16 protein-coding genes are annotated in these 21,279 nt (G+C 54.0%); 6 read left to right on the forward strand and 10 right to left on the reverse strand.

The genetic code is table 11. The features are described from left to right. Nucleotides 1-400: 400 nt before the first annotated feature. Together trkA (DVH23_RS15590) and DVH23_RS15595 are read right to left on the reverse strand one after the other, a co-directional pair. Nucleotides 401-1,744, reverse strand: a complete 1,344-nt coding sequence (gene trkA, locus DVH23_RS15590) for a Trk system potassium transporter TrkA (RefSeq protein ID WP_232833769.1) — start codon at nucleotides 1,742-1,744, stop codon at nucleotides 401-403. 175 nt (nucleotides 1,745-1,919) lie between these two features. After that, a complete protein-coding gene (locus DVH23_RS15595; RefSeq protein ID WP_114578361.1) occupies nucleotides 1,920-4,322 on the reverse strand; it encodes an amino acid permease in 2,403 nt (800 codons plus the stop codon). Between the two features lie 530 nt (nucleotides 4,323-4,852). On the opposite strand from DVH23_RS15595, the gene DVH23_RS15600 reads away from it, so the two are divergent. From DVH23_RS15600 to DVH23_RS15625, 6 genes are all read left to right on the forward strand, one after another. Next, a complete protein-coding gene (locus DVH23_RS15600; protein ID WP_114578362.1) occupies nucleotides 4,853-5,530 on the forward strand; it encodes a TrkA family potassium uptake protein in 678 nt (225 codons plus the stop codon). 21 nt (nucleotides 5,531-5,551) lie between these two features. After that, on the forward strand, nucleotides 5,552-7,096 hold the full coding sequence (locus DVH23_RS15605; protein ID WP_232833770.1) for a TrkH family potassium uptake protein: 1,545 nt from the start codon (nucleotides 5,552-5,554) through the stop codon (nucleotides 7,094-7,096). A 27-nt stretch (nucleotides 7,097-7,123) separates the two neighbouring features. After that, nucleotides 7,124-7,498, forward strand: coding sequence for a hypothetical protein (locus DVH23_RS15610; protein WP_157972416.1), 375 nt, complete (start codon nucleotides 7,124-7,126; stop codon nucleotides 7,496-7,498). Nucleotides 7,499-7,547: 49 nt separating this feature from the next. Next, on the forward strand, nucleotides 7,548-8,336 hold the full coding sequence (locus DVH23_RS15615) for an Lrp/AsnC family transcriptional regulator (RefSeq protein ID WP_114578364.1): 789 nt from the start codon (nucleotides 7,548-7,550) through the stop codon (nucleotides 8,334-8,336). 400 nt (nucleotides 8,337-8,736) lie between these two features. Next, entirely contained in the window at nucleotides 8,737-10,071 is a 1,335-nt protein-coding gene (gene trkA / locus DVH23_RS15620) for a Trk system potassium transporter TrkA (protein WP_114578365.1), read from the forward strand. Between the two features lie 315 nt (nucleotides 10,072-10,386). Beyond that, entirely contained in the window at nucleotides 10,387-11,718 is a 1,332-nt protein-coding gene (locus DVH23_RS15625; RefSeq protein ID WP_114578366.1) for a permease, read from the forward strand. Between the two features lie 814 nt (nucleotides 11,719-12,532). Here DVH23_RS15625 and DVH23_RS15630 read toward each other — a convergent pair. From DVH23_RS15630 to DVH23_RS15665, 8 genes are all read right to left on the reverse strand, one after another. After that, on the reverse strand, nucleotides 12,533-12,814 hold the full coding sequence (locus DVH23_RS15630) for a PadR family transcriptional regulator (RefSeq protein ID WP_114578367.1): 282 nt from the start codon (nucleotides 12,812-12,814) through the stop codon (nucleotides 12,533-12,535). 140 nt (nucleotides 12,815-12,954) lie between these two features. Then, nucleotides 12,955-15,054, reverse strand: coding sequence for a type B DNA-directed DNA polymerase (locus tag DVH23_RS15635; RefSeq protein WP_114578368.1), 2,100 nt, complete (start codon nucleotides 15,052-15,054; stop codon nucleotides 12,955-12,957). 7 nt (nucleotides 15,055-15,061) lie between these two features. Further along, entirely contained in the window at nucleotides 15,062-15,349 is a 288-nt protein-coding gene (locus DVH23_RS15640) for a hypothetical protein (protein ID WP_114578369.1), read from the reverse strand. Continuing rightward, nucleotides 15,336-16,043 (reverse strand): hypothetical protein, encoded by a 708-nt coding sequence (locus tag DVH23_RS15645; protein WP_114578370.1) that lies wholly within the window; start codon nucleotides 16,041-16,043, stop codon nucleotides 15,336-15,338. The genes DVH23_RS15640 and DVH23_RS15645 overlap by 14 nt, the downstream gene beginning before the upstream one ends. Nucleotides 16,044-16,155: 112 nt before the next feature. Beyond that, nucleotides 16,156-17,184 (reverse strand): Cdc6/Cdc18 family protein, encoded by a 1,029-nt coding sequence (locus tag DVH23_RS15650; RefSeq protein ID WP_114578371.1) that lies wholly within the window; start codon nucleotides 17,182-17,184, stop codon nucleotides 16,156-16,158. 69 nt (nucleotides 17,185-17,253) lie between these two features. Further along, nucleotides 17,254-17,943: an SOS response-associated peptidase gene (locus DVH23_RS15655; protein ID WP_114578372.1), complete on the reverse strand. Its 690-nt coding sequence runs from the start codon at nucleotides 17,941-17,943 to the stop codon at nucleotides 17,254-17,256. A 158-nt stretch (nucleotides 17,944-18,101) separates the two neighbouring features. Next, nucleotides 18,102-19,481 (reverse strand): DUF790 family protein, encoded by a 1,380-nt coding sequence (locus tag DVH23_RS15660; RefSeq protein WP_114578373.1) that lies wholly within the window; start codon nucleotides 19,479-19,481, stop codon nucleotides 18,102-18,104. Then, nucleotides 19,468-20,901: a DEAD/DEAH box helicase gene (locus DVH23_RS15665; RefSeq protein WP_114578374.1), complete on the reverse strand. Its 1,434-nt coding sequence runs from the start codon at nucleotides 20,899-20,901 to the stop codon at nucleotides 19,468-19,470. Before DVH23_RS15665 ends, DVH23_RS15660 begins: the two co-directional genes overlap by 14 nt. Between the last annotated feature and the right edge of the window lie 378 nt (nucleotides 20,902-21,279).

A 21,279-nucleotide genomic window follows, 5' to 3' on the forward strand; every position in this document is an offset into this window, starting at 1 on the left:
ACACCCCACATATAACAACCCCGGTAGAAATCCTGGGCAAATAGTGGATCGGCGTGAGGACAGAATACGTCTCAAGGCTAGCTTGTTCAATATCGATTGAATCACTCACAGAGAAACGAGGGGAGCATCTCATTTCTCGTCACCTGTACGATGTTCTTTCTTCAGAGGTGGATTGTTAGCGGAGGGCCTCGCCGATATAATTGTAGATGGCTAGTAGCAATTGGACGGAAAAATAACGGCTAGCGAGGAGATGAGAGTGTAGGTATCTCACCTAAACCTGATCTGGACTACAGTCACCAATAACATGCTTCACAAGACCAATGGTATTCGTTATCTCTCCTACCAAGTCAGTAAATACAGGGCTGAGAAGACTTCTGCACCACGAACATCTATCGCTGGTTCAAATTAGGCCGGCGACCTCTGCGGCCTTTTCAGCGTCGACAAATGCAATTATCCGGTCACCAGTTTGGATGATTTTGTTTCCGCGTGGAACTTGTAATTGACCCTCGCGAAGAATGGCGCCGATGACGACCCCAGTTGGCAGATGATTAGATATATCTCTGAGAGCAGTCCCTGCAAGGACGCTCTCGTTGTCAACGATAATCTCAAGGACTTCGGCATCATCGTGTTCAAGCACGCTGACGTTCTCGGAATCAGATCCATACACTGCTTGGAGGATTTCTCCAGCAATGATGTCCTCAGGATGGACAACGACATCAAGAGCGGCGCCCTCGAACAGCTCAACGATGGCTGGGTTATTGACAATAGCAGCCGTTTTGGTGACGTTATATTCCCGGGCTACTTGCGTGAGTAGGTAATTAGTGTCATCGTCAGCAGCACCGACGAGCAGATCGGCGTTTGCTAGCCGATCGAGACTGAATCCCTCGACATTTCTGCTATCGGGCCCGGCCACTGAAGACTCTGTAAAGCGCGTCGCAGGTTGAGTTTCCCGGTCGGATTCGCGTTCGGCGATGTGGGGCGTCCAGCCTCGATCCTCGAATTGCTTGGCAATCTGGTACCCCAATTCGTCTCCTCCGACGATTACGACATCGTCGTCGGTATCCAACGTCGGCTGAGAGGAAACTGCCTCAGCGAACCGGCTGACGCTGTGCAAACTTCCGATCACGACGACACAGTCCCCAGACTGGATGACCGTGTCCCCCTCTGGGATGATTATATTATCATCACGGAAGATTGCTGCGAACGTTGCCGATGCATACCGGTCTGCCTCCGCGACGGTTTGATCGGTCACTGGCGTGTCGCCACCGATCTCGAACTCGGCAACTTCTACCTGGCCGTCGGCGAAAGTATCAGCGGCCTGAGCCCCAGGGAGTGCGATAGTTCGGGTGAGGGCTTCAGCAGCAAGAACGTCGATGCAGAGCATCGTATCGACGCTGAGACCACTATCAAGCGATTGCCAAGTTCGGTAGAGCCCGACGTCCTTGACTCGAGCAATAGTGGACGGATCGCCGACCTGCTTGGCAGCGTTGCAGACCATGACATTAGCCGCATCACTGTCGGTACTTGCAACGACGATTTCTGCCTTGTCGATACCTGCTTCTTGAAGTACAGGTATCGAGCGTCCATCACCGACAACTCCTGAGACGTCTATTTTAGTCGCCAGAGCGTCGATTCGATCCGGATCTCGGTCGATGATTGTAACGTCGTGCGTCTCCGTGAGGTCGGCAGCGATATTCGAGCCAACGTCTCCGGCACCGATGATGAGAATCATCTCTAATCCCATGAAAACCGAGGCACCGCCATATTGTAAATCTTGGTTGTGATTTCACTCTTATTTGGCACGAGCTGGTTGACGAATTTTGCCCATTTTCAGCAAATTCACCACATTCATCCGCACACCACACCCCATACCTTCGGTCTTTATCGTATGGGGGTGAGAAATGAGTATATGGCCTTTATTAGTTCCGAGTCCATTTCAATAGATATCTATACGGCGTGAACAATATCGACTCCATCCGGCTGCGAAGTCCACTTTGGCTAGCGTAGACGAGTACCGGAAAGTCGAGTTCAGAGCTACGTTGAACCACTCGATCGGCATTACTCCCGAAGATTGCTCGACGGAACACTCGGTTTCGAGAGGCACCAACTATCAATGCCCCTTCTACCGCCGTTGCAACATCGATTAACGCATCAGCGACCTTGTCAGACTCGATGGTATGTACCTCGACACTGTCACGGTCATCAAACCGTTCAAGCGTCGACTCGACATCCTCCGGAGTACCGCTCCTCCCCGTCGGTTCGACATCAACAATGTGGACGGTGGTTCCGTGATTGGCGAGTTGGTTCGCCAGTTCGACCAACCGTTCATGATGAGGTCCACCTCCAACACCGATAGTGACCGTCGAGAAATCGAGGGCGTTATTCAATTCACTCGCAAAGATCATATCACACGGCGCCTTGTACTCGATTGACTCGGTAATATCTGGTCGCTCCTCTGGATATCCCATGACGATCCGATCGACTGACTCTTCACGAGCAGTTGTAAGGATATCAAACGCGACGTCGCGACTAATGTGTCCCTCGACAAGAATTGATGCATCGATCTCCGTTCGAAGATCGCCAAGTTCCTCTTCAATGCGGTCGGCGCGCTTGGTCGCAGTATCAACAACAGAAGAGCTCTCTGTCTGTTCTGGAATCTCCGTGACGTTGAGCAGGCGGACGACTGGGTCGTCCTCATACAACTTTCCGACATCGGCTGCCAAACGAGCGTAGTGAGCTGCTCGGTTGGGTCGCTCGACCGGAACGAGAATCTCATAGCGGTCCCCGGAGACTGATTCTGCGGTGGCAACCGAAGAGTCAATCGTGGCGTCCTCAGAGGGGCTCTCTTCCCCGCTAACTGCAGGTGCACCCGCAGTTTCGACGCGTCTTGTGGCACCTTCAGTGGTGACTTGCCGAGCAGAGACGGTTCGCTCAACGAGATTTTCTCGATCGGGCGCGCCACCCCAGATCAGATATCCCACAACGAAGGTCACTTCGATGATTACCGCAGCAAGAATGCCGATTGGCGGTAAATTGGTTATCAACGCGAGGTTAGCAAGGATTCCAACGATCGGAAGCCACGGCAATGCCGGTACTGCGAACGGTCGATCGATATCGGGAAATCGTCGTCGGTTGACAATGAGCGCAACGTTGACGACAGCCAGCGGTGCGAGCAAATTCATGTTCGCGAAGCCAGTCAACCCGTTGAGGCCAAGTGCGAATGGGACCGCACTTGTAAGTCCACCTTCGGCCGGAAAGAGACCGACAAAGACCGTGATCAATATCACGATCACGCCAGTAACTGCAACGACACTCCAGAATGGAGTATTATACCGTTGGTGGATACGAGAGAACGATCGTGGAGCCTGTCCCTGTCGCCCCATGAGGTCGCCGATACTTGAGGCTGCAAGAATCGATGCGTTTGAGGCAGATACCATCGAGAAAATGGCACCTGCGACTATGAGTGCCTGACCAGCTGGACCCAAGAACGAAGCAGCAACCGTCCCCATTGCCGTCTCTCCAGCCCGCAATACTGAGTCGTCAACCGGAGCATTGACCATCGCAACAATGACGAACGTGTAGAGAACGGTAACGGTGAGGATGGAAGCGGCGATTGCTTTTGGGACAGTTTTCCTAGGTTCAATAATCTCGCCTGCGCTGGCAGCAATAGCGGAGAAGCCAAAGAAGGTAATAAAGGCCAATGCAGCAATCGAAACGATACCAGCGGGATCGCCGAACTGGAACTCAGTAGCGAATGTCCCCGTTGCTTGGCCAGGTCCGACATAGGCGACGGCACCCCCGATGAAAGCCAGTAAAACGGCGACCTTTGCACCGGTAACCATCAATTGGAAGGTGCCACTTTCTTCGGTCCCCTGAGCGTTGAGACCACCGAGCAAGAGTGCCGTGAGGATGCCCCAGATCCCACCCGGTAGATGGATCTCACCGAAACCGATTAGCTCAAGAGCTGGCATGAAAACAAACTGTTCAACCCAGTGGTCCATCGTACCGAGGTAAAAGGCTGTAGTAGCACAGTACCCCATGAACAGTGATGCCCCAATACCAAACAGGAGATATTCATTCTCGAACGTACGTGAGGAGAATAGATATCCCCCTCCGTTTTCGGAATAGATTGAGGCGAACTCCGAATAGCTAGCGGCGGTAACACCAGCAATAACTGCCGCAATGATGAATGCGATAACGGCGCTGGAGCCGATCTCATAGACTGCCCGGCCTGAGAGTGAGAAAATACCGGCAGCAATCATCGTCCCAAGACCGAGGGCAAATGCGATCTTGAAATCTAGAGTGCGAGTTTTTTCTACCACATTTGAATGGGAGAATCCAAATCTAAAAGGCTACTGCAGTCTATAGATAGGTGATCATGAGACATGTGAGAACTGACGATTATAATATTGGTGATATGGGACAATAACAAATTTCATGCATTCGCCTTACTGATCACAGTCGACGGAGAAAGATAACTCCATCTCAGGAGCTATTTGAAAATCATCTGTCCATTCCCGAAATCTACGATAGATTCAATTCAATATCGACGAGTTAGCCTTTGAGACGTATTCTGTCTTTAGTTGTGTACTCGTTGAGTTCACATACGATTGTAATAATAACAGACATAACCACGTTCTGGGATATGATCTTGTAGAATATAGCCAACGGGTGCTAGTTAAGCAATTTCTCGGAGTTAGATTTCTGCTCGCACAGTATCGATGGCCTTATATTGGTCTTCAAAAAATTACTCCCTGTGACTACGCCATCAGAAGGAGCAGAAACAAGAAGGTCAGTGGCCGTCGAACCCGCCGCAACATCGGAAGAAACGACTTACTAAGGTGTCAGTATAATGTATCTGATTATCGTTGGTGCAGGGAAGATCGGACGGAATTTAGTCGAAATGGCGACTGGCGAAGGCAACGACGTCGTAGTCATCGAAGAGAACGATGAGGTCGCAAACGAGATCTCGAGTGAATTCGATTGCTTAGTTCTCAACGCTGATGCCACGGAAAGCAATCTACTGGAGGAAGCCGGCGTCGCTCGTGCTGACGCAGTTATCAGTACTACGAACATCGACGCTGTGAATACCATGGTGATGTTACTTGCGCGCGAACACGACGTTCCATCATTGGTCAGTGTCGTCCACGATCCGGTTCATATCCCTATCTTCGAACAGATTGGCGTCAATATCATCGAGAATCCACAGCGACTCATTGCAGATTACCTGTATCATTCGGTCCGCTACCCTGGAGTTCAGGATTTCATGGAACTCAGCGAGAATTCAGAGTTTATTGAAATCCAACCACAAAAAGACGCTCCAGTAACTCAGCAGTCGTTGTCGGGCATCAGAGAGGCAGGGATTCTTCCAGAAGATGTTCTCATTGCTGCCATCAAACGCGATTCCGAGGTGTTGACGCCAAAAGGCAATACAGTGATGACAGTAGGGGATCTCGTAACCGTCCTCGTCAACGACGAAGAGTTAGACGTTGTTCTTTCAGCTTTCGGTCACGAGACGAATGGTGACTAAGGATTTACCACTGCTGTAACTATGATCACACTCCCAACGGTTGCACGCGACGTCGGCCGTATCCTTCAGGTCGTCTCGTTGATGCTAGTTGTGTCGATCGTCATCGCGGGCATAAACAGAGAGTATTACGCAATACCATCGTTTGCCGTATCTGCAGTCATAATGGGTGGTCTCGGCCTTATTGTGGCTCGACATTATCGTGATGCATCATCGCCAGAAAAACTAGAGGCCATGGTGACTGCAGCCCTCGCATGGGCAACTGTAGGCGTTCTCGGCGGGATCCCGTTTCTGCTTATCGCGTGGACGATGGTAGTTGATCCGTTTCCCACATGGATGAACACTCCACCGCTTGATGATACGACGGCGATTTTCCTTAACCCACTTGACGCGGTATTCGAGAGTATGAGCGGCTTCACCGGGACAGGGCTCACAATGGCTGCCGTCGAAGAGCAACTTCCACGGTCGCTACAGTGGTGGCGATCGTTCACCGAATGGATTGGCGGCGTAGGAGTCATCGTTCTGACCGTCGCCATTCTTGCTCGTCCAGGAAGCGGCTCGCTCACTCTCTACGAGAGCGAAGCGCGGTCAGAGAAAATCCACCCGAGCATCGTCAACACTGTAACGGAAATTTGGAAAATCTATCTCGGGCTGACGATCGGCTCGATCGTGCTCTTTATTCTCGTCGACATGCCGTTGTGGGACGCGATCAACCATGGTATGACCGGGATTTCTACCGGTGGATTCTCGGTTCACGCGGATTCGATCGCACACTATGGCAGTCCGCTCATTGAATACGCTGTCGTACCGGTGATGGTTGCAGGGAGCATCGCATTTCCGATTCACTATTTGATTTTTAAAGGAGAATTGCGAAACCTCTATACCGATATCCAGACCAGGTGGGTATTTCTCTGGTTCGGTAGTGGATCGATCATCTTGATTGCAATCTTATTCTTGAACAACCAGTATGAGACAGTCGAAGAGACCGTTCGAATCGGACTGTTCCAGTTCGTCTCAGCGACATCGAATACTGGATTCGGGACGGCGACGATCGGAAGCGGGACTGAACGGGCGTGGACTGCCGGAGCGACATTCGTAGCGTGTCTCGGGATGCTCACCGGCGCTTCGGCCGGGTCAACGGTCAGCGGTCTCAAGCTCATCCGAGTCATCACGCTCGTGAAAGGGACTGCCTGGCAGATTCAGGATGTGTTCTATCCAGCCAGTGCAGTTCGACGCCTCAAAATCGGTCAGCGAACACTCGATGAACAACAGGTTCAGCGGGAATATACGGAAGCAACCGTCGTATTCATTCTTTGGATCGCATTCCTTATTATCGGCGTCGCTGTCCTACTGAGGACCCACTCATCCGCGGTCCCAGTCGAATACATTATATTCGACGTGATGAGTGCCCAGAGCAACGTTGGACTTGATGCTGGGGTCGTCCGACCAGAAATGCCTAGTGTTGCAAAAGGTATGCTCATTGTGAATATGTGGGTTGGCCGCCTGGAGATTATCCCAGTTGCTGTACTTCTGGGAACCATTTTCAGATGGTTTGACCTTTACACATGAAATCAATCAAACCAACATACATCAAAAATGACAGAAAAAGATACTGAACCGGCTCCCCCAGGTGCGCTTCCAGCGACCGTTATAGAGATGGTCAACCAACTAGACGATAAAGAGTTGCAAACCCTTATCGACTATGCACAGGAGCGATACGAATATGCTCACCCGAGTTTGAGCGACCAAATCGAGGCCGCGTCAGGCGAAGAAATCGTTCGAATTGAAGAATATCCTGAGTACACGCTCGTCGTGAAACGACAACCGTGCGGGAAGGATTGCGATGAGTGTCCACATGGGCCATTTCTCTACCACGTCCAAGAGGAGCCTCGATTCGAGGGTGGAACGAGACTTCGGTGGAGATATCTCGGTGAGGTCAATGAGACTGATCAACAAGATACTGAAGAGTGACTACTTAATGTGCAGAACCCCTATGTAGGCTAGATAGGAACAATAGACTATGACGGCTGAACTAAATAGAGGGGTTCGTCTCGATAAAATCGATGAGCGTACAATTTATTGGCTGATGACAAATGCGAGAGGAATATCAGCCCCCGAAATATCCGAAGGATTGCATGTTTCGCCGGGCACAATTCGGAACCGAATCAACCAACTCGAAGAGAACGGAATTATCCGTGGATACTCGGCCAACATTGACTTTCAGCGCGCTGAAGGGCGGTTGATGAACCTCTATATTTGCACTGTGCCAGTTGCTGAACGGGAGCCCATTGCTCATGACATACGATCGATTCCAGGGGTTATCAATGTCCGAGAGTTGATGAGCGGGAAGCGGAACCTCCACGTGAAAGCTATTGGTGAAAATGTCGAATCACTCCAGCGTATTGCACATGCCTTATCGGAAATTGGGCTCGAGATCGAGGAGGAACATCTTATCCGGAACGAATCTGACGACCCTTACATGCCGTTCGGTCCAGACAATGAACAGCAACCGCGTGGGCCGACCGATTTCATTAGTCTTGCTGGGAATGCGAACGTCATTGAGATCACAGTCGCTGAGGGAGCACCAATCGTGGGGACATCAATCGAACAAGCCGTCGCTGACGGCATCCTCGAAGAAGAAATTCTGATGATTTCTATCGAGCGTGACGACCAACTTCTCACCCCACAGGGAAAGACTATTCTCCAAACAGATGACATTGTAACATTACTTTCTCGGGGTGTTGATACTGAGGATGCATTAACACCATTTAAAGGCCCTTCCCAGTCTTCCGAAACAAACGCGTCATAAGAACCAATAGGGGAATCTCAATATTTTGCTTATAGGTAATAGTAATCCAATCCTGCTATATGCAGAGTATTAACATCCGAAATTAGATATAATACGAGTGACGAATCAGCTGATCTAACTCTCACGGGATCTTCGCTAACGAGGAAACTAGCCCAGATACCCCTGTTGATAAGATCATAGAGAATGAGACGATTTGTATGGACGCAAACAGACTGAGCCCAGTCACCCAGCCTCCACCTAGATTAATTCGACAAGCGATTGTCGCAGAAAGCGATAATTCACACCTCAATCCTGAAGAGCAGAATTCTACGAATGTCCTGCCAAGTAATTCTACGGGACAGAGAATGATGATTAGGAAGAGAGGACCCTATCGTAGTCATCATCAAGGACGGTGGAGCGCGTGCGCGTAATAATCGTTGGCGCCGGTCAGGTTGGCCACTCCATTGCTGCCAATCTTCAAGATTCACACGACGTCGTTGTCATCGATAACGATGACTCAATAATCGATGAACTCACCTACTCACTGGACGTCCTTGCAATCCACGGTGATGGGACTGAACAGAAGATTCTTCGGGAAGCAGGGGTTAAGAAGGCAGAATTGGTTATTGCCTGCACCGACTCCGATGAGGTAAACGTAGTGGTGTGCGGGACTGCAAAAACTGCCAGTGATGCGTTTACCATCGCCCGAGTTCGTCAGCGGACGCTTCTTACTACCTGGGAAGGATCTCAAGGTGCTTTTGGTGTTGATTTTATGGTGTGTACGGATCTCCTTGCAGCGCAAGCCATCTTCCGTATTGCAGGGCTCCCCGCGACACAGGACGTAGAAATGTTTGCTGGTGGACTCGTCCGCATGGCCGAATTCGAAATCGATTCGACCAGCCCGATTGCAGGCCAAACGATTCAAGAAGCCGACCAATATGATTCATTGACGTTTGCAGCTCTGTTTCGTGGCGATGAGATGCAAATCGCTGCAGGCGACGCTACGATTCGTACTGGTGATCGAGTCGTCGTCATTGGAAGCCCAGAATCGATTACGTCATTCGCGACAGATATCACCCCTACAGATGAGATCAAACCTGATGAAATCGTCATTGTTGGAGCCAGTGAAATTGGGTTCCAAACGGCTCGCGAATTCGAAGAACACGGGTATCAACCTCGTCTAATCGAGCAGAATCATGACCGTGCTCGGGAGATGGCTGAACTACTTCCAAACACCCTCGTATTAGAGAGTGATGCGACGGATGTCAAATTTCTAGAGACCGAACATATCGGCGATGCAGATCTCGTTGTTGCAGCTCTCGGAGATGATGATAAGAACTTATTAGTTTCATTACTCGCTCGTCGACTCAACATCAATCGAACCGTTGCCGTTATCGAAAACCCTGATTACACAGATCTTTTCGAGGCGGTCGGTGTCGACGTTGCGGTAAATCCTCGTGAAGAAACGGCTGAAGAGATTATTCGATTCACACGGACCGATTATACCGAAAAAATCGCGATGCTCGAACATGACCGTGCGGAGGTCATCGAAATTGAGATTGATCGGGACAGTATTCTTGTGGGCCATGACATCAGTACCGCAGTAACTCATCTCCCTGACGAGGTCGTGATTGGAGCTATTTCTCGAGGCGGAAAACTCGTTACACCACGTGGGTCAACCGTTGTCGAACCAGGTGACCACGTAATCATTTTTGTTGACTCAGCTGCCCTTGATCAGGTGTTAAATGTGATTTAACTGAACTACACCATCTATTCCAAGTCAGGATGACTGCATCCGCCGAATCGAGTTCAGTCATGGGTAGAGAGCAATACGTTCTGTCCGATTTACCGTGTTCTACCTTAGAGACCTGAGGAGTAGATAAACCAAGGTCTTCACCGGTGAACACTGGGAAATTCCTGCTCAAAATCTCTATCTCAGCCGAATATTGTGGCTCCGTTTTAGATAAGAAACGTAGGGCCGTCCTCACGTTTTGAACGGACCATCTCGACACCCGTTTATCACTGATATACTAGCCGAAACTCCGTAAAACCAGGAACCACAAGTCCGAACATGGATAATCAGGACTACGCAATCCTCGCAGTCATCGCGCTCGCGACGGTTGCGCTCGGTGTCGTCACGACATCCCAGTCCTTGTGGCCGTTCTTCGTCGAGAGCACGCGCCAGTTCGTGACAACAACTATAGCGATGGCCTGGATCACATGGTGGGCGCTCGTCGTCGGGTTCGCAATTGCCGGCGGCGTTGAAGCCTGGACGTCAGACGAGAAGGTTACGGACCTGTTAGATGGGCATGGCCTCCGAGAAATTGGGTACGGGTCCCTATTCGGATTCGTTTCCTCGTCGTGTTCGTACAGCGCTATCGCCACGGCAAAGAACCTCTTCAAGAAAGGTGGATCGGCCGCGGCCACGCTTGGCGCGTTCATGTTCGCGTCAACGAACCTCGTCATCGAAATCGGCATCGTCATCTACCTCCTGCTTGGCTGGCAATTCCTGGTCGCTGACCTCGTCGGTGGGCTCATGCTCATCGGTCTGATGGCGTTCGGGTTCGTGTATCTCACACCCGACGAGGTCATCGAACAGGCTCGAGAGAACATCCAAGATGAGACCGACTCAACAGTCCAGGACCCAGTCTGTGGGATGGAAATTGATCCTGAGGAAGCGGATTATTCGATCGAACACGACGGCCAGACGTACTACTTCTGCTCGCAGTCCTGTAAGGATAGCTTCGAGCCTGAAGAGGCAAATACGACCATCCGCGAGCAAGCGACGTCGCTCTCCGGTTGGAAAGCACTTGCGGACAAACAGTGGTCAGAGTGGGGGATGCTTTGGGACGAAATCGCTATTGGATTTATCTTCGCCGGTCTCATCGCAGGGTTCATCCCCGAGAGCGTCTGGACATCCGTGTTCTCGGGACCGACGTTCGGCCTGCCAGTGTATATCTTCTGGACGGCAGTACTGGGTGCAGTCATCGGTGTGGTGACGTTCGTCTGTTCGGTCGGGAACGTTCCGTTCGGTGCGGTCCTCTACGCGAACGGTCTGCCGTTCGGGTCGGTCCTGTCGTATATCTATGCAGACCTCATCGTGCCACCGATCGTGGACGCCTATCGCGAGTACTACGGCACGAAGTTCGCAGCCATTCTCTCTGGGATGATCTTCCTCTCGGCCGTTCTTACTGGCTTCAGTATCCATTTCATCTTCCTCGGCGCGGGTGTCATCCCAGATCCATCGAGCGTCCAGATCGCCGAGGTAGGCATCGAGATGAACTACAAGATGGTGTTGAACGTCCTCGCAACGATCTTTTTCCTGTTCCTCTACTGGCTCCACCGCTTGGAGTCGGGGAGTGACGAGGGCGGTCACATGAAACACGCACACACCACGAATTAACTGCCCACAGATTCTTCATCTACGCGTGCCAGCCCTGTGGCAATGAGCGAGGACATCCCGACAATACAATGGAATCTGAATTATCTAGTAAATCTCGTCATTCTTGGTCTTCTTATCAACTCCTTCTACTATTTCGGACTCACAGGCGCGTTCATCACATTACTTCTTGTACTCTTTCTCGTGCCGCTCTCGAATTTATGATGGAATCGAGATGGCCGTCGCTCAAGACGAACGATCGTATTGCTTAATCCGTGGTTCAAGGTGATGTTGAGCCCGATATTACGCACAGATGAAGAACTGACTGGTTTCATTGCTCCGAAGTTACTCACACAACACGTTCTATGGTTTGTTTTTTATCATAAGGAACCGAAACGATCGCACCGCTTGACCTAACGAAGAGTGTACGTACTGTCAATTCCGTATTTTTGACCACGACCCAATCTGTATACGAGATTGTGCCGCCGACTGCGGCTCGCTATCGTATTTCTGCAACTACGCATGCCTCTCGATCTATATTGATGAGAACGACCTCACGGCAGGAATGCGTGCGAATGGCCACCCGGTGAAAACGATTGGTGCTAATGGAGTACAACGGTACGTTCGCAGTCCAAAGTAACGCGAGGTTTAGCCCCACTCGTACCGAAATTATCGCTTGAAGTTGAGCCGAGCAAGACGATCCTGCAGCGAACCTGAAATCACGTCTGAGTAGGTGGTGCTCTCGACCCTTGTGCAACGCTCCTTTGAAATTGAGGACTTCTGTTGCACAAGGCCAGATGTGAGTTATATCCTGAGCAGGAGGAGGAGGACGGATTCGTTAGAGGATATCCTCGACGTACTGGGATTCCCAGTCACGACGATCTTCGATTTCACGTCGTCCGCGACGAGTAACCGAATAGACGTTCGTTCGTCGGTCTTTCTCGCCTTTCTCGAGGAGGCCCTTGTCGACGATCGTATCGAGATTGGGGTAGAGGCGCCCGTGGTGGATCTCGACTTCGTAGTACTTCTCGAGTTCGTCCTTGATCGCGAGACCATGGGGTTCGTCCAATCCAGCCGCAACATATAGGAGGTCCCGCTGGAAGCCGGTCAAGTCGTACATGCCGACTTCTAAGATCCAACTCAAGTTAACTGTTCGGAAGTATATCTATGAATTCTGTGAGCTGATCGAATAGGCGCTACGCTCTCTGTAGCGTTGGTTAGCTCTCTTTGGAAGCTATCCAATCCCAAAGATAACCGGTGTCAGTAGTTTTGGAGAGAGTCATTGATCCGATCAGCGAGATAGCGGTCAATCCGATCACGGCGCCAGCCAAGCGGGGCACAGACCGTCTCCGCGGCATCGATCAGCATCTCCGCATAGAAGTCCTGATCATAGCGATCGAGGTCCTCATATTCCAGGTGGACCCGATCTCGAGAGTGCTTTTCGTCGTCGACAACCACATACGAGACGTCCTGGCCTGGCTGTGGGTTGAAGCCTGCCCCCGTGGCCCGTTCCAGCGCAGCGACCGTTCGCGTTGAGTGCTGGTAGTCACCCAGTCGCTTCGACGCTCGATTCGTGATGAGCAGGTCCGCTGGATCGACCGCTCCCGAGCGAATCTCGTCTAACGCTTGCTGGAGGTGTGAACAGATCGCCTCGGGCGTCCGGTGATCATTGAGCGTCCGAATGAATTCCTGTTGCATCGACGCAATCCACTCGGGCGTACTTCGCTGTCGACACGCAATTCCGCGATGTTTGTACTCCCCGTCGCTCCGTTTCCCGAAATACTTCGTCAGTGCACCTTCGTCGCTATCCGCAAGCGGGACGAACGCTACCCACTCGAACTCAGCTTCGTACTCCAATCGGATCCCGACCTCTTCGGAAACATGCCCAGCGAGGTCCCCTAGCGGAGTCTGTGACTCGCCTTCGATCGGTGTCACCCAGAGACTATCGACGATGCCGTGAAGAAGGTGCCATCCATGCTGCTCGAAGACTGCTTTCGTATCGAGCAGGATCTCGCGAGCGTAGGCGTTGATCGCCTCGTGGCACTCGATGCGCCCGAATTTGGCGTTACTGAAGCCCTGGTAGCCGAAACACGAAACCAAGATCCACTTGATCGCACTCGATCGACTCCGGAGTTGGGCTTCGCGAGCCTCGTCATCCGTGGCCTCGATCTCTGCTTTGATCTCGTCGCGATCGTCGATCAAGGGCTGGAGGACGTCCGGGAGATAGCCTGGCTCATCACAAATCGCATACTCGAGCCCGGGGACGTCGTTCCGATCACGGTGACACTCACACCGGATCGTCTCCGGGCTGATATTATAGGTGTAGATGATATTGGGATACAAGCTTGAGAAGTCGAGTTCGTGCACGTCTTCGTGGAAGCCGACCTTCGGTGAGAACGTGTAGCCGCCCCGATCGGCGTCATGCAACGTTCGCATCGATTTGAAAAACTCGTGGCGCCACGATTTCCAGGGGACTAGCACGTCTCTGTCACGGGCCTCGCGAATCTGGATCGCCGTAAGCACGTTTCCGATCGATGCCCACGAGAGTTCCTGGAGCGGCTTCCGAGACCGCGAGACGAGGTCAAGGCAGCCATCGAGCCCCGATTGATCGTAGAAGAACGTATTTGACCGATCGATGATTGCTCTACCGGGCACATTGTATCGTGCCGGCGAGTGGCCCGTATTCCCGTAACTCTCGTAGGTTGAGCGACCGGCGAGGCGTTGCCAGCCCGGTATCCGTCCCCACTGAAGCTCAGCGTTGGACTCACCAGCGCTGGCACTGAGCGTCGGAATCAACTCCGCCGAGGACAGCACCAGAACATCAGGGTCAATGGTCTCGAGGCGATTCTGAACGGTCTGGAGGACTGCTTCTGGCGAACCTGAAAGAGACTCACCGTCGATTGTCAGCTCCGTGATCGCGGGCTCTGCGAACTGTGAAGGATCAACGTCGAATTCAAGCGTCGAGAACTCCGAGGCCGGCGTCGGATCGATACCGGTTTCGAGACAGTAACGGAACTCTCGCGAGAAATCAACGTTGAAACAGCGGTAGGCACCAGGTTGTCCTCGATCCCGAACGAACGAGGCAACGGTCCGGACAGCATCGATCCGATCGACATCGATTCGGAGGACGTCCTCGTGATCGTGGCGAAAGCCTGGTCGCCACTGTTCGAGAGCCATCTCGACGACGGCAGGGTGGTGCTCAAGATTCCCGCGAAGAGTGTCGAGGGTCGCCTCGGAGTCCGCGTAGGCGCTCGCGTACAGCGAGGGTGTGTAGTCGTCGTGGATCGTGTACGAGGCGCCGTCTGCGTCGGTTGTCCACGAGTAGACGGTCCCATCGATATAGTCGATTTTGAACGGCATCAGGCGGTCACCTCTCAATCTCGTCGTTCCTACCATCGATTGCTTCCTCGAGCGTCTCGATCCGCACAGCGAGTTCCTCGAGTTGTGCCTCCTGTTCGAGGGCGATCGAAACGAGGAGTGCGTACATCGGCTCGGGATGGTTCAGATAGCCGCTCGCATCCGCATGGCTTCGTGCATACTCGAAGAGGCGATCGAACTGGTCTTGTTCGTCACGGCGGAGCCCCCGCCGATAGTCGGTCCACTGATTTTCGAGCCCCCGGAGTGTGTCTCGATACGTCGCGTTAGTTCGCCCCATCGGCGACCACCTCCGGACTAGATGGGGCGACACCCGGAGCCTGCTCATAGAGCGGCTCGCGAGCTTCTATGATCCGGTGCCAGAACGCGAGTGTCGTCTGGAGCTGCCCGTGTGAGGCTGGATAGACGAGCGTCTCAAACTCGTCGGCGACGAATCGGGGGCCCTGGGTCGTTGACTGGCACTCGATTGTCGTCGCGGCACTCGCCTCGATCGGCGCCGCGAACTCGTCATCGCGACTCCGCGTCACGAGAACTGGGATATCGTGTTCACGGCCACACCGAGCAAGCATCGCGAGTACCCGAACGAGCATTGCTTCGCCTTCGTCTTGGCGGAGATCGTTCTCCCGGTAGAACCTATCTACTGCGGGAACGACGAGCAGTGTAGTCTCTTCGTCGATTTCGCGGCGGAGCTCATCGATGAGCGCGTAGTGCTGGAACGGTGTGAATCCACGTGCCACCTGTATCCGGTCGAGGACCCGAGGGTCGGGCGCGATCCGCGCGAGCGGCTGTGTGGTCGCATGCCCTCCGGTGTCGACCCAGTAGGCCGAGCCCTGACTCGTGAGGATCTGATCGACGACGAGGGTATGCAGCGGGCCTCTCGGCTCGCCGTCGACCTCGAGGAGTTGGAGTCCCGATCCAAGCGAGGGAAGTTCGGGGATTGGGTTCGATCGGTTCGACCGTGTGTGATCGGACATCTCACTCCAGCAATCACGAGGAGTTCCGATAAGCGCCGGCGTGGCGTTTCCGATGGTTCCGAAACGCACTCTGGAGGTTGAAAGATCGCGGTTCAGTCTGGCGTTTCTGGGGTTAGGAATCGTTGCTTCCGAAATCGGTTTCCGAAACCCGATAGACACGACTGCGTTTCTGGCCGTCTGCTTCGATGATGTTGTAGTGTTCCATCTTCGAGAGGTAGTTCCGAAGCATCCGACGAGACTTCGGTGCCTCACGTTGAGCCTCATAGGCTTCGTAGAGGGTCCCCGGCGTGATCTCACCGTGATCGGCGATGATCTCATAGAGGAGTTGCTGGTCTTCGATGAGCTGATCGATCGTTTTCCGGTGGAGTTCCGTCCGTGCTTTGGGGATCGCCTCGTCGATATCTTCGCTCGAGAGCTGTGTTGCGCCATCGTGGGATGCCTGGCGGACGGCCGTCCGCAGGATGCCAATCGCGACTCGTGCGTCGCCGGCGGCCGCGTCAGCCACCTGTTCGAGATGTGTCCGGTCTAGTGCCTCGTCGTTGAGCCCACGCTGGACGCGTTGTTCGAGGATGCTCACGAGTTCGTCCATGCCGTACCGCTCGAACTCGACACACTCACTGCCACGAAGGCGACTGTAGAGGCGATCATCGAGACCGGAGAAGAGCTCCTGTTCGTCGTTCGCGATGAGAATCATCGAGAGGTGGGGCAGCGCGTACAGGTCGTAGAGGACGTCCTGGTCCTCGAGCTGGTCGACCTCGTCGAGGATCACGACGTAGGGATGGGTATCGGCGTTGCGAAGGCGCTCGTAGAGTTCGTCCCGGGGAGTTGACTGGCGATGGACGTCGAGCGTCTGATTGAGTTCGTCGAGGAGTCGGTAGAGGACGCGATAGCTGTTGTAGTTGTGCCAGCAATTGATGTAGGCCGTCTCGACGTCGAACGTCGTCTCCCGAAGATCCTCGAGAGCGTACTGGGCACAGCAGGTCTTTCCGACGCCCGTCGGGCCGAACAGGCAGGCGGTTTCCGAAGGATCATCGTGGAGAACGGGTTCGATGATCCCCGAGAGGCGGTTGAGTTCGGCGTTCCGATTCACGACGGTCTCGGGAACGAATTCATCTTGGAAGACCCGAGCGTCGGTGATCACATCACGACCCGTTCAGTGGGAGGGGTGATAAACGGTGGCGGGTGATTTCCGAAACTTCCGAAAGACTCTCTACGAGGAAGAGAACTCACCGAGTCCCGCTTGGTCATGGTCGAGCGGCTCGATTACGGACGGATCGTCATTGGAGGGGTTGTTGACTCGCGTTGAGATCTCGTACGCATCGAGGTCGTTCTCAGGGTATGGCTGACAGAGGTCTTTCCGCGTGTCTGGGTCGGCTGACAGCCACTCGGATTCGGCATCTTCCGGAAGGACGACCGGCATTCGGTCATGGATTGATTCCATGAGGTCGTTCGGTTCGGCCGTCAGGATCGTCACGCACGAACGCGTCTCGTCTCCGTGTGCCCACTCGTCCCATAGCCCGGCCATCGCGAACGCCGGCCCGTCATCCCGAAAGATGCGATACGGTTGTTTCGGGCCACCATTCCGGGCGTGCCATTCGTAGAACCCCGAGGAAAGTACGAGACACGGCCGCGACTCCCACGCATCTCGGAACGTCCGTTTTTCAGCGGCGGTTTCCGATCTCGCATTGATGATCCCGTCGTCGGGGTCGTCTGCCCACTCTGGGATCAGTCCCCAGTGGTACTGATCGATCGCATCGGGTGCATCGTTGGTGATGACCTCCAGGCGATCACCAGGGGCGATATTGTAGCGGGGTGTATACTCACGGCTTGTGGCGATCTTGGCGTCGAATCGATCCTCGAGGTCCGTAGCGGGGATGAAGAGCGAGTTTCGTCCACACATACGACGCTAGTCGCGAGCCAGAGGCATCAAGATGCGTCTAGGCAATCAACAATGAACCTTGTGCAACATTCCTTTGACCGGGGAGGAGTTTTGTTGCACAAGGGTGGGATAACGATGCTTCTTGATGGCGAGAGAGCTCAAGTAATGTGGCTGTTCCTTCAAGTATCGATCTCCGTAGAAGCTGATGGCCCAGACTCTCGTGCATACGTCTCAGCCAACTCAACCACGTCGTAAACGTGAATACCAGTCTTGAACCACAGCACGCGATCAGCAGCACTTCCGAAGTCCTCGCCCGCACAATCCAGTTGCTCAGAGACAGCCAGCACGAAATTGTCCGCATCAACCTGCCGAATCTTCTCCAGTTTCGACTCCAGGTATTCGGGTGTCCAGAAGCCGACGACCTCGAGAATTGCTCGCCGACCGTCCGGATGCTCGATCGCGAAGTCAGGGATCATCACCTCCGCGCCGAGGTCGAACACGTCGTCCTCTCGAACTAACTCCCAGTCAGTCGTCGCCCGCTCCCACTTCTGGGCAAGCGTTCGTTCGACGTCGCTATCGAAGTGCTCTCCGGCGCTGTAATGCGAACCCAGCCCGTCAGTATCGGCTAGCGTGAGCTCTCGTGTCTCGCCGAGTGCCTCGTCGATGAGGATCTCGGCGGTCATCTCCCATCGATCACAGAGCGGGAGTGCCGGAAGGAAGTTTGCCATTCGGATCCCATACTTCAGGGATTGCGAAAACAGCGATGCCGGGCCATCCAAGACGGCTTCGTACCCAACAGCCTGAGCGGTACTCACGACGCGCTCACCATCGGCGTCGATCGGATAGATCCGGTGCATCAGTCCGAACAGCTTCACGTAACTGAACACCGTCCCGAAGTGGTCCCACACGCGAATACGCATCTCCGTCGCATCGTAGAGCACTGCCTGGGCGAGCGCGAGATTATACCGAGTCAGCAACCAGTCAACCGTGAGGTCCGTCCGTTCGTACTCCTCGTCGCTACTGCCGGTCAGCCCGGTCGTCGACGTCGATGACGATGTATCTGCATCCTCACTACTCGCGTACTTCTCGGCCGTCCGCGTCCCGATCTTGACGAGTCGTTTGTTGTCCTCGAGGTCGGCGTACATCCCCTGATAGCATGCTTCGAGCGAGATTCCCAACTCGTCGGCGATCCCACTGTACACTTCCAACTTCTGAGTGTCCTCACCGAGTGTAGGCTGGCGAACGATCGGATACTGTTCGTTGGCTCTCTCGAATAGATGCCGACGAATCTCACGTGGGTCGGCCGGTGCGACGACCTCGAATTCACACTCGTCTTTCAGGAGCTTCGCAAGCCCCTGAACGATCTTATAGTCGGTATCCGCGACGGTCAGTTCGTCGATTGCGTCCTCGAGATCGCCTTTCGGTTCGTCGAGATGGGCTTCGAACAACTGGATGAGCTCACGGGCGGTCTGCCGGTAGCGTTGGTCCTCGGGGTCGATGAATTGTGGTATCACCTCCTCATCGGTCGTGCGCGATCGGGCGAGATCAGCCGTCAGCACTGGCCGTCACCCCCTCACGACGACGTTGAGAGACGTACGTCTCCATTGTCTCTTCGGCGATGATCTCATAGAGGCGTGCCGGCTGGCGCTCGTCCGTTGGTCGGAGGATTCGCCCAAGCCGCTGAGCGTACTGGCGTTTCGAGGCACTCCCCGAGAGGATAATTCCGACGTTCGCCGCGGGAACGTCAATCCCCTCATCGAGAACTTGTGAAGTCACCAGCATCGAATACTCGCCAGTGCGGAATCGTTCGAGAATCTCCGTTCGTTCCTCCGTGTCCGTCTGGTGGGTGATGCAAGGGACGATGAACTCCTGGGAGATGTCGTAGGCGAAGTCGTTGTTGGCAGTGAAGATGATCGCGCGGTCGTCATGATGGCGCTTGATCAGGGTATCGAGCGTGTCAAGTTTCTTTTCGGCCGTGCGGGCGAGTCGTTCGGCTCGTTGTTTGGCGACGAGTGCCCGCCGACCCTGTGGGTCGTAGGACGTCCGCTTGAGGAACTCAGCGTACCCTTCCTCTTTCCAGAGATCGAACTCGTGGCTGTCGACGTAGTCGCGATAGAGCTGGTACTCCTCGTTGTACTCTGAGCGTTCGTCGGCTGTCAGCTCAACCGACATGTGGATCGTCTCGTACTCGCTGAGATACTCGCCGGCGAGTTCGTCGACGTCCTCTTGGTAGACGACCGGCCCGATGAGATCCTCTAAGAGTTCGTGTTTGCCGTCGGGGCGCTCGTAAGTGGCGGTTAGTCCGAGCCGATACGGCGCGATCGTCATCTCAGGGATCAACTGATAAGTCGGAGCAGGGAGGTGGTGTTCCTCGTCAACCACGAGTAAGCCGAATTGGTCGCCGTATTCGTTGATGTAGCGGTAGGCGCTGTCGTAGGTGGTGACCGTAATCGCGGTGACATCGTGACTGCCGCCACCGAGAACGCCGATCGGCTCTACGAGTTGGTCGCCGAAGGCGTTCGTGAGCGTGGCGTGCCACTGGTTCATTAGATCGATCGTTGGCGTCACGACGAGGGCGCTGACACCGGCGTCAGCGATCGCTTGGAGACCAAGGAAGGTCTTCCCGCTCCCCGTCGGGAGAACGACGCTCCCCTGTCGTCCGTGGTCGACCCACGCATCGAGAGCGGCCTGCTGGTAGTCACGCGGTTCGATGTGGAGGGCGGGTGTGAGGTCAAGATCGGGATAGCTGCGGGCGGCGTCCTCGATTGACTGCTCGAATCCCTGCTGGAGTGTCCGCTGGTCAGCGTCACCAGCTTCCTGTCCACTTGTCTCAGCCCACGTTCCAGCCCATTCGAGTAGCGCCCGATACCGATACGCTTGAGCGCGATACTCATCGACGCGGTCATCCCACTCTGCATACGGAACCGTGTCGGGGGCTCCGCGAAGGAGGAGTGTTCCGTCGTCGAACTCGAGTTTCATCGCGTCTGTGAGTCCGTTACTGGGGAGGTGGGGAATACCTTACTGGATAGTGGTTGTCCTCTTCGCCTTGATAGCCACCACGCAGAAACGTTGACCTTCTAGGGAAGATCGAACAGTGCTTTTCTGTGCGAAAAGTACAATTGCTCGGTCAGAGAATCAAAAATGAGAAGATGGCTCTGAAAGAGATCCCCACTGTCGAGGAACTAGCCGAAACGACCGGCCAGTCGAAAGAGCAACTTCTGAAGGACCGTGAGGCGGCAGCGAAGACGTCGAGCGCGTCTAACGACGAATAGTAGCAGGACTGATGAGGATTCTGGTTCTATAGTCTGAATTGACGGAGCGCTCGAAGCATGCCCCCTGAGGCGACCCACATCAAGT

The organism is Saliphagus sp. LR7 (assembly GCF_003344565.1).
GTDB lineage: Archaea > Halobacteriota > Halobacteria > Halobacteriales > Natrialbaceae > Saliphagus > Saliphagus infecundisoli.

What these genes read in the sequence shown, in the direction of transcription:
- DVH23_RS15635 (WP_114578368.1), bottom strand. Translation starts at nt 15,054, where the DNA reads ATGCCGTTCAAAATCGACTATATCGATGGGACCGTCTACTCGTGGACA.
- DVH23_RS15615 (WP_114578364.1), top strand. Translation starts at nt 7,548, where the DNA reads ATGACGGCTGAACTAAATAGAGGGGTTCGTCTCGATAAAATCGATGAG.
- DVH23_RS15665 (WP_114578374.1), bottom strand. Translation starts at nt 20,901, where the DNA reads ATGAAACTCGAGTTCGACGACGGAACACTCCTCCTTCGCGGAGCCCCC.
- DVH23_RS15625 (WP_114578366.1), top strand. Translation starts at nt 10,387, where the DNA reads ATGGATAATCAGGACTACGCAATCCTCGCAGTCATCGCGCTCGCGACG.
- DVH23_RS15605 (WP_232833770.1), top strand. Translation starts at nt 5,552, where the DNA reads ATGATCACACTCCCAACGGTTGCACGCGACGTCGGCCGTATCCTTCAG.
- DVH23_RS15610 (WP_157972416.1), top strand. Translation starts at nt 7,124, where the DNA reads ATGACAGAAAAAGATACTGAACCGGCTCCCCCAGGTGCGCTTCCAGCG.
- DVH23_RS15630 (WP_114578367.1), bottom strand. Translation starts at nt 12,814, where the DNA reads ATGTACGACTTGACCGGCTTCCAGCGGGACCTCCTATATGTTGCGGCT.
- DVH23_RS15600 (WP_114578362.1), top strand. Translation starts at nt 4,853, where the DNA reads ATGTATCTGATTATCGTTGGTGCAGGGAAGATCGGACGGAATTTAGTC.
- DVH23_RS15645 (WP_114578370.1), bottom strand. Translation starts at nt 16,043, where the DNA reads ATGTCCGATCACACACGGTCGAACCGATCGAACCCAATCCCCGAACTT.
- DVH23_RS15655 (WP_114578372.1), bottom strand. Translation starts at nt 17,943, where the DNA reads ATGTGTGGACGAAACTCGCTCTTCATCCCCGCTACGGACCTCGAGGAT.
- DVH23_RS15640 (WP_114578369.1), bottom strand. Translation starts at nt 15,349, where the DNA reads ATGGGGCGAACTAACGCGACGTATCGAGACACACTCCGGGGGCTCGAA.
- trkA (WP_232833769.1), bottom strand. Translation starts at nt 1,744, where the DNA reads ATGGGATTAGAGATGATTCTCATCATCGGTGCCGGAGACGTTGGCTCG.